The 13,528-nt window shown below is 63.3% G+C and carries 13 protein-coding genes; 7 read left to right on the forward strand and 6 right to left on the reverse strand.

The features are described 5' to 3' along the window. Positions 1 to 51: 51 nt before the first annotated feature. Genes ACZ5YV_RS13800 through ACZ5YV_RS13810 form a run of 3 tightly spaced genes read left to right on the forward strand, consistent with a single transcriptional unit; the run spans position 52 to position 3,124 of the window. Entirely contained in the window at positions 52 to 1,218 is a 1,167-nt protein-coding gene (locus tag ACZ5YV_RS13800; protein WP_464789649.1) for an acyl-CoA dehydrogenase family protein, read from the forward strand. Beyond that, a complete protein-coding gene (locus tag ACZ5YV_RS13805; protein WP_464789650.1) occupies positions 1,218 to 2,339 on the forward strand; it encodes a CaiB/BaiF CoA transferase family protein in 1,122 nt (373 codons plus the stop codon). Before ACZ5YV_RS13800 ends, ACZ5YV_RS13805 begins: the two co-directional genes overlap by 1 nt. Next, positions 2,336 to 3,124, forward strand: a complete 789-nt coding sequence (locus ACZ5YV_RS13810; protein WP_464789651.1) for an HTD2 family dehydratase — start codon at positions 2,336 to 2,338, stop codon at positions 3,122 to 3,124. The genes ACZ5YV_RS13805 and ACZ5YV_RS13810 overlap by 4 nt, the downstream gene beginning before the upstream one ends. A gap of 7 nt (positions 3,125 to 3,131) precedes the next feature. Here the strand turns inward: ACZ5YV_RS13810 and ACZ5YV_RS13815 are convergent, their stop codons facing one another. From ACZ5YV_RS13815 to ACZ5YV_RS13830, 4 genes are all read right to left on the reverse strand, one after another. After that, entirely contained in the window at positions 3,132 to 3,308 is a 177-nt protein-coding gene (locus ACZ5YV_RS13815) for a hypothetical protein (RefSeq protein ID WP_464789652.1), read from the reverse strand. A 99-nt stretch (positions 3,309 to 3,407) separates the two neighbouring features. After that, positions 3,408 to 4,898 carry an aldehyde dehydrogenase gene (locus ACZ5YV_RS13820; protein WP_464789653.1) on the reverse strand — a complete coding sequence of 497 codons (1,491 nt, stop codon included), beginning with the start codon at positions 4,896 to 4,898 and terminating at the stop codon, positions 3,408 to 3,410. A 35-nt stretch (positions 4,899 to 4,933) separates the two neighbouring features. Continuing rightward, on the reverse strand, positions 4,934 to 5,524 hold the full coding sequence (locus ACZ5YV_RS13825; RefSeq protein ID WP_464789654.1) for a thiamine pyrophosphate-dependent enzyme: 591 nt from the start codon (positions 5,522 to 5,524) through the stop codon (positions 4,934 to 4,936). Continuing rightward, positions 5,512 to 6,063, reverse strand: a complete 552-nt coding sequence (locus ACZ5YV_RS13830; protein ID WP_464789655.1) for a hypothetical protein — start codon at positions 6,061 to 6,063, stop codon at positions 5,512 to 5,514. Before ACZ5YV_RS13830 ends, ACZ5YV_RS13825 begins: the two co-directional genes overlap by 13 nt. An 89-nt stretch (positions 6,064 to 6,152) precedes the next feature. Here ACZ5YV_RS13830 and ACZ5YV_RS13835 point away from each other — a divergent pair, with 89 nt between their 5' ends. From ACZ5YV_RS13835 to ACZ5YV_RS13850, 4 genes are all read left to right on the forward strand, one after another. Then, positions 6,153 to 7,100 carry a LysR substrate-binding domain-containing protein gene (locus ACZ5YV_RS13835; RefSeq protein WP_464789656.1) on the forward strand — a complete coding sequence of 316 codons (948 nt, stop codon included), beginning with the start codon at positions 6,153 to 6,155 and terminating at the stop codon, positions 7,098 to 7,100. 163 nt (positions 7,101 to 7,263) lie between these two features. Beyond that, positions 7,264 to 8,433 (forward strand): alpha-hydroxy acid oxidase, encoded by a 1,170-nt coding sequence (locus tag ACZ5YV_RS13840; RefSeq protein WP_464789916.1) that lies wholly within the window; start codon positions 7,264 to 7,266, stop codon positions 8,431 to 8,433. Further along, entirely contained in the window at positions 8,430 to 9,323 is an 894-nt protein-coding gene (locus tag ACZ5YV_RS13845) for an amidohydrolase family protein (RefSeq protein WP_464789657.1), read from the forward strand. Before ACZ5YV_RS13840 ends, ACZ5YV_RS13845 begins: the two co-directional genes overlap by 4 nt. A gap of 13 nt (positions 9,324 to 9,336) precedes the next feature. After that, positions 9,337 to 10,116, forward strand: a complete 780-nt coding sequence (locus tag ACZ5YV_RS13850) for an SDR family NAD(P)-dependent oxidoreductase (RefSeq protein WP_464789658.1) — start codon at positions 9,337 to 9,339, stop codon at positions 10,114 to 10,116. A gap of 22 nt (positions 10,117 to 10,138) precedes the next feature. Here the strand turns inward: ACZ5YV_RS13850 and ACZ5YV_RS13855 are convergent, their stop codons facing one another. Both ACZ5YV_RS13855 and tnpC read right to left on the reverse strand, forming a co-directional pair. Next, positions 10,139 to 11,923 (reverse strand): FAD-binding protein, encoded by a 1,785-nt coding sequence (locus ACZ5YV_RS13855; protein WP_464789659.1) that lies wholly within the window; start codon positions 11,921 to 11,923, stop codon positions 10,139 to 10,141. Positions 11,924 to 11,955: 32 nt separating this feature from the next. Then, positions 11,956 to 13,515, reverse strand: coding sequence for an IS66 family transposase (gene tnpC, locus ACZ5YV_RS13860; RefSeq protein WP_464789660.1), 1,560 nt, complete (start codon positions 13,513 to 13,515; stop codon positions 11,956 to 11,958). Positions 13,516 to 13,528: the final 13 nt, after the last annotated feature.

The raw sequence follows: 13,528 nt of genomic DNA on the forward strand, positions 1-13,528 counted from the left end.
GTAGGCCGATGGCAGATAGTGTCTTACAAAATCGCATTTATCGGGACTGAAATGGGCACTGCCGCACAGGAAGAGACGTTTTCAGACATTCGCGAAGGTATTCGTCGCCTTTGCGCGCAGTTCCCCGGCACCTACTGGCAGGAACTGGACGCTGAGCGGCGCTATCCCACCGAGTTCGTGACCGCGCTCGCCAGCGAAGGCTGGCTTTCGGTGCTGATCCCGGAAGAATATGGCGGCTCGGGACTAGGATTGGCTGCGGCGACGGCGGTACTGGAAGAGGTGCATCGCTCAGGCTGTAACGGCGGCGCGGCGCATGCGCAGATGTATACGATGGGCACCGTACTTCGGCATGGGTCGGAGGAGCAGAAGGCGCGCTATTTGCCCAAGATCGCGTCGGGGGAACTGCGCCTACAAGCTTTCGGCGTCACCGAGCCGACGAGCGGAACCGACACGACCCGCATTCGGACATTCGCCAAGCGGGACGGCGATGACTATGTCGTCAACGGGCAGAAGATCTGGATCAGCCGCGCTGAACATTCCGACCTCATGGTCCTGCTGGTGCGCACCACACCGCGCGACGAATGCGCCAAGCCGACCGATGGCATCAGCGTCTTGTTGGTCGATATGCGCGAAGCCGTGGGTAATGGCCTCACCATCCGGCCGATCCGGACGATGCTGAACCATGCGACGACGGAACTGTTCTTCGATGATCTGCGGGTGCCAGCAGAGAACCTGATCGGCGAGGAAGGTAAGGGCTTCCGCTATATCCTGTCGGGCATGAACGCCGAACGCATCCTGATCGCGTCGGAGTGCATCGGGGACGCCCGCTTCTTCATCGACCGCGCCAGCGCCTATGCGAAGGACAGGTCGGTATTCGGCCGTCCGATCGGCCAGAATCAGGGTATCCAGTTCCCGATCGCGCGCGCCTATGTGCAGACGACCGCCGCCGCTGGGATGGTGGATAAAGCGGCCGCCCTGTTTGATGCGGGCGTGCAGCCGGGCACCGAAGCGAACATGGCCAAGATGCTGGCGTCCGAAGCATCCTGGTATGCCGCCGACATGTGCGTCCAGACCCATGGAGGCTTCGGCTTTGCGGAAGAATATGACATCGAACGCAAGTTCCGCGAAACGCGCCTCTATCAGGTCGCGCCGATCTCGACGAACCTGATCCTCAGCCATGTGGCGACGCATGTGCTGGGCCTGCCGAAGAGCTTCTGATGGCAAAAGTGCTGGAAGGCTTGCTGGTCGTCTCGCTGGAACAGGCGGTGGCAGCCCCGCTGTGTACCAGCCGCCTCGCCGAGGCTGGCGCGCGGGTTATCAAGCTGGAACGGGCCGAGGGCGATTTCGCGCGCGGCTACGATTCCGTCGTCCATGGCGAGAGCGCCTATTTCGTCTGGCTCAATCGCGGCAAACAATCGCTTCGCATCGACCTGAAAGACCCGGCCGACGCGGCGCTGGGGGAGCGGATGCTGTCGAAGGCGGACGTGTTCGTCCAGAATCTCGCCCCTGGTGCGGCGGCGCGATCGGGGTTCGGATCGGCTGATCTGCGCGCCCGCTATCCGCGACTCATCACTTGTGACATCACCGGCTATGGCGAGAGCGGCGATGCGGCGGGGATGAAGGCCTATGATTTCCTTATCCAGTGCGAAGCCGGGCTGGCGAGCATCACCGGCACCGCTGACGATCCCGCCCGCGTGGGCGTGTCGGTCGCCGACATCGCCTGCGGGATGAACGCGCATGCCGCGATCCTTCAGGCGCTGATCGAACGGGGGCAGACGGGCAAGGGGCGTGGCATCGCCGTGTCTCTCTTCGACGGGCTGGCCGACTGGATGACCGTTCCGCTGTTACACTATGATTATGGCGGCAAGGCACCATCTCGCGCTGGGCTGAAGCATCCCTCGATCGCGCCCTATGGCGCCTTTGCGACGGCGGACCGATCGCAGATCGTTGTGTCGATCCAGAATGAGCGGGAATGGGCGAAATTCTGCGCCACGGTGCTCGGCGACGCGAGCCTTGCGACTGACCCGCGCTACGCGTCCAACACGCTGCGTTGCTCCAATCGCCCTGAGCTGGATGCGCTGGTCGGCCGTGTTTTTGCAGCCGAAATGCCCGACGCGCTGATCTCACGGCTCGAGGCGGCTGGCACCGCGTGGGCGCGGCTGAACGGCATCGACGGCCTGTCGCGGCACAGTCAGCTACGTCGTGTCACCGCCAACACGCCGACGGGGCCGGTCGCCTTGCCAGCCTCGCCCATAAGGTGGGATGGCGAGGAAGCGGTCGCGCTGCCAGTTCCGGCTTTGGGCGGCGATGACGAAGCGATCCGCGCGGAGTTCCTGTGAGCGAAGCCACTGAACATCGCACGGACGTAGCCGCCGCTCGTCAGGTGCATTTGCTCGCCGCGCTGCTCGATCATGAGACGCCACCGTGGCGGCCGGGCGAGTTGCCGCCACTTGCCCATTGGCTGCTGTTCCCGCCGGACGCGCGGCAGTCAGATATCGGGCAGGATGGACATCCGCTGCGGGAAGATGATGGCCTGCCGCGCCGGATGTGGGCGGGTAGTCGGGTCCGCTTCTTCGCGCCGATCATGCTTGGCAGCGAAGTGGCGCGTGAGACGAGCGCGATCGCGGTCAATGACAAACAGGGGCGGTCCGGGCGGATGCGCTTCGTTACCCTGCGTCACCGGTTGAAGGTGGACGGCCATGTCTGCGTCGAGGAAGAGCAGGACATCGTCTATCGTGAGGCTGGACGGAGCGGGGCTCCTCCTGCGCCCGAAGCGCCAACCTCGGTCCCGCCCGTAGCGCGTGTTGTAACGATTGATCCGGTGCAGCTTTTCCGCTTCTCCGCCCTTACCTTCAACGCGCACCGCATTCATTATGACCTTCCCTATACTCGGGATGTCGAAGGGTATCCCGGATTGGTCGTCCATGGCCCCTTCATCGCGACCTTGCTGATGGATCATTTCCTGCGTCACACCCCGGCCGTGCAGGTGGCGAGCTTCTCCTTCCGTGCGCAGCGACCGATTTTTGCGGGCGAGCCGTTCACGCTGGGGCTGTTGGGGCGCGATTTGGCCGCTGTTGATCATGCGGGTGGGCTGGCGATGCAGGCGCGGGTCGAAACCCGCTAGCCTCGCCTTATGCCGCCAGATTCGTCAGCTTTCCAACATCCGGCAGAGAGGCGAGATCAAGTGCAGCCGTGGCGAGCGCGTCGGCCTTGTCGGCCCCGAGCACCGGAGCAGCAAGCGCCATGAACTTCTCCAGCAGCTTGTCCTTTCCAAGGAAGTTGGATGGCTCGCCGAGGGGCACAACCACCTTGCGGCTGAATGTCTGCGCTCGATAACTTCTGGTGGGAGGGAAGAAATCGAAACGGTGGCACAGAAATCCGCCAAAGCTTCCGTGATTTTCATCATCTCAGCGGATGACGAAGGGGTTCGACACGGGTGAGCCAAGGTCGATCCACACGCTCTTGGTCTGGAGATATTCGTCCATTGCCTCCTGCCCGCTTTCGCGGCCGATGCCGCTGCGTTTCATGCCGCCAAAGGGCGCCATGAAACTGACCGCGCGATAGGTGTTGACCCAGACCGTGCCGGCTTCGACCCGTTCCGACATGCGAATGGCGCGGCCAATATCTCGCGTCCATACACCAGCGGCGAGGCCATAAGGGCTGTCGTTCGCGATAGACAGCGCCTCTTCTTCATCATCGAACGGAATGACGGCGAGCACCGGCCCGAACACTTCATCGCGCGCAATTGGCATCTGGTTGGTGACGCCGGTGAAGACGGTGGGCTGCACGAACCAGCCGCCCTCCAATCCAGGAATCGTCGGCAGCCCGCCGCCCAGCACGCATTCCGCGCCTGATTGACGCGCGCCCGCGATATGATCGAGCACCTTGCCGCGCTGCGCCAGGGTCGTCACCGGTCCTACTTGCGTATCGGCAAGCTTCGGATCGCCGATACGCGCCGTGCCTGCCAAGGCGACCAGGCGCTCCACCACCTCGTCATGGACAGCGCGCTGCACCAGCAGGCGCGATCCCGCGATGCAGGTTTGGCCCGACGCCGCGAAGATGCCGGACACCGCGCCATAGACTGCGCGTTCGAGGTCCGCATCGCCGAAGATTATGTTGGGCGACTTGCCGCCCAACTCCAGCGTGACCTTCTTCAGATTTTCAGCAGCGGAGCGATAGACGGCGATGCCGCCGGGCTCGCCCCCGGTGAAGGCAATTTTGGCGATGTCGGGATGCTTGACCAGCGGCTCGCCACATTCCTGGGGCAGGCCCGTAACGGTATTGACCACGCCCCCCGGGAACCCTGCGCGTTCGAACAGTTCGACAAAGGCGAGGGTCGAGCAGGAGGCATGTTCGGACGGCTTGATGACAGCCGTATTGCCTGCCGCCAGCAACGGCGCCAGCTTCCACGCAAGCAGCAACAGCGGCGAGTTCCACGGCGTGATGCAGGCGATCACTCCTAGCGGCTCGCGGCGGGTGAAGGCATGCATCGATGGCTTGTCGATGGGCAGGACATGGCCCCCAATCTTGTCGGCCAGGCCAGCAAAATAGCGGTAGTAAGCGGGGAGATAGCCAAGCTGCGCGCGCATTTCCGCGATCAGCTTGCCATTGTCGTGCGTTTCGATCTGCGCCAGCCGTTCCGCCTCTTCAGCGAGGATGTCGGCAAAGCGGTAGAGCAGCGCGCCACGCGCGGTTGCTGTCAGGCCGCGCCATTCGGGCGAGCGGAAAGCGGTGCGCGCCGCTTCCACCGCTGCATCGACATCGGTCGCCGTGCAACGGGGGACCAGAGCCCAAGCCTCGCCCGTCGCAGGATCAAGGCTCTCAAGCCATTCGCCCCCGGTTGCATTGCGCGCGCGTCCCGCCAGCAGATTGCGGAACCGGACCAAATCCTCAGCCATCACACATTCTCCCCAAACCGTCGTGGGCGGCTGCTTCAGTTCGGCCCAAAACCCAGATGCTCCCGTATGCGTGCCTTCAGCCATACACCATCGCGAGCGGGCAGGGCACGCGGCGTTTCTTCGTGGACGATGCGGATGACTATCAGGCGCGGTCCTTCGCCAATGGTGCCGATCGCTTCGCGCGCCCGGGCGATACCTGCCTCCTCAGTGACCTCGAAACATTCGGTGAAGCCGCAGACTCGCGCCAATTCGGCCAAGTTGATGCCTGCGCCCGCATGGCTAAGTTGTCCGCCAGTCTCGCCATAATGGCCGTTGTCCAGCACGACGATCGACAGGTTCTTTGGACGCTGGACAGCGATGGTGGCAAGGCCGCCAATGCCCATCAACTGCTCGCCATCGCCTGTGACCACCGTCACCGGGCGGTCGGGTTGCGCGAGAGCCAGGCCAAGGCCGGTCAGCGCCGCACCGCCCATGGCGCCCCAAAGATAGAAGTTGCCCGGATGATCACCCGCCGCAAACACGTCATAGGTTGGCGAGCCGAGCCCGGTCACGATCAGCATGTCCTTGCGGTCGGCGAGCAGGGCCGCGACCGCCGGGCGGCGGTGGAGACGGTTCACTTCAGCCATTTCTTGGCTCCCAGCATGCTTTGCGACAACAGGATGGCGATTGGCTGATCGCTTTCAAATGCCATGGTAGCGGCGGAGGCCATCATCGGTGCGAGGTCTTCCAGCCGGTCGATGCGGATCGTGGTGACGCCCATGATCTCAAGCGCGGCGGGCGTCGCCCGGCCCATCGAGACTTGCCACGGATTGAACTCCTGAAACTCGCCGCGCATGGTGACGATGGTCAGGAACGGAATGCGGCAGCTTGCCAGCAGCGAGAGCATGTTGGTGCAGTTGCCAACGCCGCTCGACTGCATGAGGAGAGCGCTGCGCTCCCCGCCCAGCCAGGCTCCGGTGCAAAGCGCAATGCCCTCTTCCTCCGTGGTGAGGACGACGGTCTTCATGGTTTCGGCGGCGCTGCACATTCGGATCAGGCGCGCATGGCCTGCGTCCGGAACATAGCTGACCTGCCGAACATTCGCCTGTTGGAAGGCCTCGAAGATTATCGGTGCCCAAGGGGAGTCGGCGTGTGCCCCTGTTTCCGTCTCGCTAATGGCTGACATGCGGTCCTCGAATTGGATTTCGCAAAGCCTATTGCGGGGTTTGCTAAACCAATAGGAACAATCTACGCGTCCAGCTATGTCGGTTAGGCATGATAGAAAGGTATGGGCAGGTGGACTTCCGACGGCTTGAACATTTCCTGAAAATCGCCGAACTCGGCTCGCTCAGCCGGGCGGCTGACAGGATGCGGATTGCCCAGCCTGCCCTCAGCCGCCAGATGCGCATCCTGGAGGAAGAGGCTGGCACGCCGCTTTTCTACCGCCATCGTCGTGGCATGCAGCTGACCCCGGCAGGCGAGGAATTGCGTCAGCATATCGCAGGGCCGGTGCGGCAGGTCCGGCAGGCCTTTGACGATATACGGAACCGATCGGCGGAAGGGGGCGGCCAGATCGCCCTCGGGGTTCCGCCTACGGTCAGCTATATTCTGGCCGGGCGGCTTGCGCGCCGCGTCGCGGAGCAGGCGCCCAATATATCGCTGCGGATCGTCGAGGGCTATGCAGGGCACCTCATCGACTGGCTGCAAAGGGGGGAGATCGACGTCGCGCTTCTGTACGGCCCGGCTTCCGATTTCCAGATGAACGTCGCGGAAATGCTATATGAGGAGTTGGTGCTGGTAGGCCCGTCTTCCTCCGACCTCGATCCCGCGACGCGAATCCCTGTACAGGAACTCGTCAAGCTCCCCATCGTGCTGCCTAGTCAGTCGCACGGGCTTCGCCTGATCGTGGAGGCCGCGGCGCGCAAGGCTGGCGTGCCGCTCACCGTCCGCTTCGAAGCGGACTCCTTTCTGGTGCTGAAGGAACTAGTAGAGTTCGGGCTCGGCTATACCGTATTGCCCTTGTCATCCATGAGCCGGGAGGTCGACGCGGGCATCCTGCGCTATGCGCCGATCGGTCATCCGCCCATTGTTCGCCAGTTGGTGCTCGGCATGCCGCGCGAGGAGCAGCTGACCCGATCCACGCGCATCATCGTTCGGCTGGTGCGCGAAGAGATCAAGCATCTGGTGGATAGCGGCGTCTGGAAAGCGCAGCTGCAATATTGATTGTCAGGCGACCGCGTGGTTCGGACATAGCGATCCGGCATAGGTTGGGATAGCTGTTCTATGACTATGAATATGGCGCCCGGCCTATTCTGAGGCGATGCCGGGTTATAAAAATGTGGGGAGGACAGGGTTGGATAGGCGGGAAGCCGAGCCATCGGCCCGGATGAAGCGAAGGGCGGCGCGCGTTCTGTCCCTTGGTGATTATGAAGCGCTTGCGCGAGCGCATCTGCCACGCCCGCTCTTCGGCTATGTCGCGGGCGCATGCGAGGATAATCTGACCGTTGCGGCCAATCGAGACGCGATGCGCCGCATCACCTTCATTCCCCGTGCATTGCGGGACATGGCGGGCCGGACCCAGCAGGTCTCATTGTTCGGCGAAAGCTGGAGTTCCCCGTTCGGCATAGCACCCATGGGGTTGTCGGCGCTGATCGCTATGCGCGGAGACATTGCCCTCGCACGAGCCGCCCATGCCGAAAATGTGCCGATGCTGCTCAGCGCGACGTCGCTCATCCGGCTGGAGGAGGTGCGCGCCGTCTCGCCCTCCTGCTGGTTCCAGGCCTATCTGCCTGCCGATCGTGACTGGATCGATGGTGTGGTCGACCGCGTAGCAGCTGCGGGTTTCGGAACGCTCGTCATTTCCGTCGATGTGCCGGTGCTGGGCAACCGAGAAAATTTAATCCGCGAACGTTTCTCCACGCCGCTCAAGCCTTCTCTTCGGCTAGCGCTGGATGGTCTGCTGCACCCGCGTTGGCTGCTCGGCACATTTGCGCCGACGCTGCTCCGCCACGGCATGCCAGCGTTCGAAAATTCCAGTGCCACGCGCGGCGCGCCTGTGATCGCTCGCAATGCCGAACGCAGCTTCGGGCAGCGTGACCGGCTGACCTGGGACGGTATCAGATATATTCGTGACCGCTGGCGCGGCAATCTGGTTATTAAGGGGCTGCTTCACCCCGAAGATGCAAGGCTGGCCCGCAGCGTTGGCGCGGACGCGATCATCCTGTCGAACCATGGCGGGCGGCAGCTCGATGGAGCGCTCGCCACGCTCGACGCCTTGCCCGCTGCCGTCGCTGCCGCAGGTGACATGCCTGTCCTGATCGACAGCGGCTTCCGGCGCGGCAGCGACATATTGAAGGCGATCGCGCTCGGCGCGCGCATGGTGCTGATCGGCCGTCCCTTTCTCTATGCCGCGGCGGTTCATGGGGAAGCGGGGGTGCGTCACGCCATTGGGCTGCTGCGTGCGGAGATCGACCGGAACATGGCACTCCTCGGCACCAACTCGCTTGATGAGCTTGGGCCGGACTATCTCCACCGTACGGACGGAGCAGCCATATGACAGAGACCGACCAGCCCCGCCCTTGCCCCGGCCCGCCAGCTGAGCAGAGCCCGCCAACCCGCTTCGTGATGCCCGCAGGCGCGATCGACACGCATTGCCATGTCATTGGCGCGCCGCCCGAATATCCATTTTCGGCGGAACGGTCCTATACCCCGCCGCCTGCGAGCGCGGAGGCCTATCTGGCGATGCTGGATGCAGTCGGCTTTGCCAGAGGCGTCCTCATCCAGGTCAGCGTGCATGGAACGGACAATCGGCTGCTCTGTGAGACCCTATCCGCGCATCGCGACCGGCTGCGCGGGGTTGCAGTGATGCCAGCCGATCTACCCGAACGGGTCTATGCCGACGCGCATGGGGCGGGGGTGCGCGGCCTGCGCCTCAACGACTTCATTCGCGATGGCGGGGGGCTCTACGGCGGAGGGATCGGGTTCAAGGATCTGGAGCGGTTCGATGCGCTGGCCTGTGAGATGGGCTGGCACCTCCAGCTCCTGCTCGACGGCCGGAACCTCATGGACCTCGCCCCGCGCATCGCCCGTCTTCGCTGCCCCTGGATCATCGATCATATGGGGCACATCCCTTACACAGCGGGCATCGATCATCCGGGTTTCCAGATGCTGGTCCAACTGGTTGCTGATGGTGGCTGGGTCAAGATTTCCGACGCCTTCCGCATGTCTGAACAGCCGGACTATCGCGATTCCATCCCCTTCGCCCAGGCGTTGGTCGTCGCCGCGCCCGACCGCTGCGTCTGGGGATCGGACTGGCCCCACGTCGCGCAATGGCGGCCCATGCCCACGGTATCCGGGCTGCTAGACCTGCTCGCGGAGTGGGTGCCGAACGAAACGGTGCGCAACCGCATCCTGGTGGACAATCCGGCACGTTTCTACAATTTCTGAAAAGGTTGCGATAATGGGACGCCTGAGCGGCAAAACTGCGGTGATTACGGGAGCGAGCGCTGGCATAGGCGCAGCCATTGCAGAACGGTTCGTGCAAGAAGGCGCGTCGGTCCTTCTCTGCGACCTGGCCGAAGAAAGTGGTCATGCCCTTGCGCAGCGGCTCGGCCAGCGCTTCCTGCGCGCCGACATGGCATCCACCGCCGATCGCAACGCCCTGTTCGATGATGTCCGTGCCACCTGGGGGCGGCTCGACATATTGGTGAACAACGCGGGGATCACCTACGCCGCAGAACTGGACGAACTGACAGAGGAGGGCTTTGATCGGGTGATCGCCGTCAACGTCAAAGCCGCGACTTTCGCCACGCAGGCAGCAGCCAGGCTGATGCAGAAAGGCGGCTCGATCATCAACTTGTCGTCCGTTAATGCTGTCCTCGCCATCCCAAATCAGATTGCCTACGCTGTTTCGAAAGGCGCGATACGGCAGCTGACCAACGTGACGGCCGTTTCGCTCGCGCCCTGCGGTATCCGGGTAAATGCAATCGGACCCGGGACAATCATGACCGAAATGGGGAAGAGTGTCATGGCAGGCGAGGAGCAGCGCCGCCGCATCCTCAGCCGCACGCCCCTTGGCCGCATTGGCGACCCGGAAGAAATTGCAAGCATTGCAGCCTTCCTAGCCAGCGACGAGGCGTCCTACATCACGGGACAAACTATCTACGCCGACGGCGGACGACTGGGTCTTAATTATACTATGCCAGATGATCGGCACGAAGTCGCGCAAGGGAGAGAATAATATGAGTATGTTCGTCGCCTCATCACTCTAGCTTCCGTAATCCTTCTCTGGCGATGGAGCGCGCTGCCCGACGACCGGAATATATGCAATCGGCGAAGCTGAGGCCGCTCACATAGAGATTGGAGCAAATGCCGATGGCGGTGCGCCCGGCGGCATACAGCCCCGGCACAACCCCGCCCATCAACGCCTTCACCGCGCCGCTGGCCTCATCCACCCGCAGACCGCCCACGGTCATGCAAGACAAGGGAAACAGCCGCGCGTCGGTCGAGGCGTCTACCGCATAGAACGGACCCGTGGCCAGTTCGGCCATTTCCTCGGGAGCCTTGTGGAATGCATCCGGCTTCTCGCCGCGCGCGGCGCTGTTATAGGCCGCCAACGATTCCGCGAAGCGGGCCGGTGAGAAGCCCATTTTTTTTGCCAACGCCTCCGGCGTCGCGCCCTTTTTCGCGCCGAACAGGCCGTTGATGAGGGTGATATCTCGCTGGAACGTCAGCACGCCTTCACCGAACGCGTCATTGAGCGACTGCCGCCATAGTTTGCGGTCCATGATGATGTAGGCGCGTCCGCCATGTCGTTCGATCATCCCGTCGCCGATGCGCGCGCCATACCATGTTTCGTTCACATAGCGGTGTCCTTCACCATCGACGACCATGGCCCGTCCCCATGCCTGCGGTGGCGAGAGGAACCGCCAGGCAGACACGCGCTCCATCAGCCCGGTTTCCCCGCCAACCGATACGCCCAGCATGATGCCGCTGCCATTATCACCAAGCGTGCCGTTTGGCAGTGCTGCTGCGACGTGCGGAGCGAAATGCTGCACCATCTCCTTGTTGCAGATAAATCCGCCTGCACTCAGCACCACGCCCTTGCGGGCGCGCAGCCATATGCTGCTTCGCGCAGCGGACGCCAGTTCATCCGCCTTTCGGAGGAGCCTGTAGCCGATCGACACCGTCACCTGTGCGCCCGGCAGCGTGGATGGGAGCATGGAGAGCCATTTGTTGGCCTTGGCCACGAGTTTCGAATGTCGTTCGCGGATGGCGGGATCGGCCAGCCGCTCGACGCGAACGCCTATGACGCGGCCCGCCCCGTCCAGCGCAAGCTGGCGCACGTCGGCATGGGTCTGGAAGTCCAGCCCGCGCGCAAGTGCCGCCGCCTTGAGTGGGCCGTAAACGCCTACGCCAAGACCGAAGGGGTTCTTGCCATTGCGATGCATCGTGCGATGCCCGCGCGCCGCTGGTCGGGTAAAGTCGCGAAACGGTCCAGCAAGGCTGCTATCGGGGTGGTAGAGAAACTTGTCGAGCGGCGGATAGGATGTCTTTTTAGAATATAAGGCGGCGCTGAACGGCGCGCCATGCCGACGCAGCCACTCGAATGTCTCGGCGCTTGTTTCGCAAAAATCGCGCAGCGTATCGGGCGCGACGATGTTGCCGACCTCGAACCGCAGATAGTCCTCCATCAGCTTCGCGTCGTCCTCGACGCCCGCTTCCTGCTGTATGGACGTGCCCCCGCCAGCGTAATAGACACCGCCATTGGCCGCGGTAGAACCACCGCCCTCATACAGGTCGAGCGCGATTACGGACAGGCCCTGCTCAAGGCCTTCCAGCGCGGCCGCAACTCCAGCTCCGCCCAGCCCGACAACGATCATATCGGCTTCGCCCTGCCACACATGGGTGTCGGGTTCATCGATTGTGAGCGGGGCATCAATGGCAAGTCCCCAATCGGTGATCGCGCCGCCTGACGTCGGCACCGGCGCCGGTGCGCGGAGCCCCCAAGGGTCTGGCGGGACAAATGCGGCCGCTTCGGGGTCCATCGTAAGCGCTAAAACACTTCCACTGGGAGGCGTCAGGCGGCCTGATCGATGGCGGTGTTGGTGGCGGCGCGGCTATCTACCCAGTTGTAGGGGAGCAGATCATCGACCGGATCTGCGTCGCCGCGCAGGATGATGCGGGCGAGGACGTCGGTGAGATAGGCCTGAGGGTTAATGCCTCCCAGTTTGCAGGTTTCGATGAGGCTGGCGAACGTCGCCCAGTTTTCAGCTCCCAGGTCATGGCCTGTGAACAGGGCATTTTTCCGCTGGAGGGTAAGCGGCCTGATTGATCGCTCGACGGTGTTGTTGTCCAGTTCGATCCGTCCATCGTCGAGGAAGCGGACGAGGCCTTTCCAGTGGTTGAGGGTGTAGCCGATGGCCTCGGCCGTGTTGGAGCTTCGCGGCAGCTTGGGCAGCATTTGCTCAAGCCAGGGTCGCATGTCGGCGATGATCCGAGCGGATTCAGTCTGGCGGATCGCCAACCTGTGTTCGGGACTGGAACCTCGGATACGAGCCTCGATCTTGTAGAGGCTGGCGATCCGCCTTAGCGCCTCATCGGCGACGGGGGCGTTGCCGCCCTTGGCATCGTCGAAGAAGCCACGCCTGACGTGCGCCCAGCAGAAGGCGAGCGTGCCCGGGCCGCCCTTCCGGTCCGGCGCCTCGATATGCTTATAGGCGCCATAGCCATCGCATTGGATGATGCCGGTGAACTCCCCGAGCAGCTTTTCCGCCCAGATTTTCCCGCGCCCCGGCATGTAGGTGTAGGCGACCGCCGGTGGATCGGTGCCACCGTGCGCGCCATCATCACGAGCGATCGCCCAGAGATATCCCGTCTTCACCTTGCCGGTGCCGGGCGCCAGGACCTTGGCAGTGGTCTCATCGACGAACAGCCTCGCGCCCGTCAGGAGATCAGCTTTCATCCGGCCGGTCAGGCGCCCGAGCCAGGCAGCGGCTCGGCCCGCCCAGTTGCACATGGTTCCCCGGTCGATCTCAATGCCCTGACGTCGCAGCGCCTGCGCTTGCCGATAGAAGGGCATGTGATCGGCATATTTCCTCACCAGAACATCGGCGATCAGCGCCTCAGTGGGCAGGCCGCCTGGCACCACATGCTTGGGTGCGGGCGCCTGGAACACGCCGTCGCTGCAGGCGCGGCACGCCATTCTCGGCCGGGACGTGACGATCACGCGATATTGGACCGGGATCACATCAAGCCGGCTCGATATGTCGCTGTCTATGCAGTGCAGCGTGCCTCCGCAGCAGGGACATTCCTTCTCGTCTGGAAGGATCACTTCCTCAACCCGAGTCAGGTGCGCGGGCAACGACGCCCGTGCTGTCCCGCTTTCCCTCCGCGCCCGTTCCTTCTTCTGGCCTGCCGCCTGCTCGCCAAGCGCCTCCAGTTCAGCACGGGCGACGTCCAGATCATCGAAGGCAAGCGCCAACTGATCTTCGCTCAGCTTTTCCGAGCGTTTCCCGAATGTCGTGCGGGTGATCTGGTCGATGATATGCTGCATCCGAGCTTCCCGCTCGAGGCCGGCCAGGACCATCGCCTTGAGGGTGGCGACATCGTCAGGAAGGTCGGCTGCCGTGGCGGACATGCCCCATTTCTGG

This window comes from Sphingobium sp. TomTYG46 (assembly GCF_055396345.1).

Excerpts from the sequence above, each read along its gene's own strand:
- ACZ5YV_RS13800 (WP_464789649.1), top strand. The coding sequence starts at position 52 with ATGGGCACTGCCGCACAGGAAGAGACGTTTTCAGACATTCGCGAAGGT.
- ACZ5YV_RS13805 (WP_464789650.1), top strand. The coding sequence starts at position 1,218 with ATGGCAAAAGTGCTGGAAGGCTTGCTGGTCGTCTCGCTGGAACAGGCG.
- ACZ5YV_RS13820 (WP_464789653.1), bottom strand. The coding sequence starts at position 4,898 with ATGGCTGAGGATTTGGTCCGGTTCCGCAATCTGCTGGCGGGACGCGCG.
- ACZ5YV_RS13825 (WP_464789654.1), bottom strand. The coding sequence starts at position 5,524 with ATGGCTGAAGTGAACCGTCTCCACCGCCGCCCGGCGGTCGCGGCCCTG.
- ACZ5YV_RS13830 (WP_464789655.1), bottom strand. The coding sequence starts at position 6,063 with ATGTCAGCCATTAGCGAGACGGAAACAGGGGCACACGCCGACTCCCCT.
- ACZ5YV_RS13835 (WP_464789656.1), top strand. The coding sequence starts at position 6,153 with ATGATAGAAAGGTATGGGCAGGTGGACTTCCGACGGCTTGAACATTTC.
- ACZ5YV_RS13840 (WP_464789916.1), top strand. The coding sequence starts at position 7,264 with ATGAAGCGAAGGGCGGCGCGCGTTCTGTCCCTTGGTGATTATGAAGCG.
- ACZ5YV_RS13845 (WP_464789657.1), top strand. The coding sequence starts at position 8,430 with ATGACAGAGACCGACCAGCCCCGCCCTTGCCCCGGCCCGCCAGCTGAG.
- ACZ5YV_RS13850 (WP_464789658.1), top strand. The coding sequence starts at position 9,337 with ATGGGACGCCTGAGCGGCAAAACTGCGGTGATTACGGGAGCGAGCGCT.
- ACZ5YV_RS13855 (WP_464789659.1), bottom strand. The coding sequence starts at position 11,923 with ATGGACCCCGAAGCGGCCGCATTTGTCCCGCCAGACCCTTGGGGGCTC.
- tnpC (WP_464789660.1), bottom strand. The coding sequence starts at position 13,515 with ATGTCCGCCACGGCAGCCGACCTTCCTGACGATGTCGCCACCCTCAAG.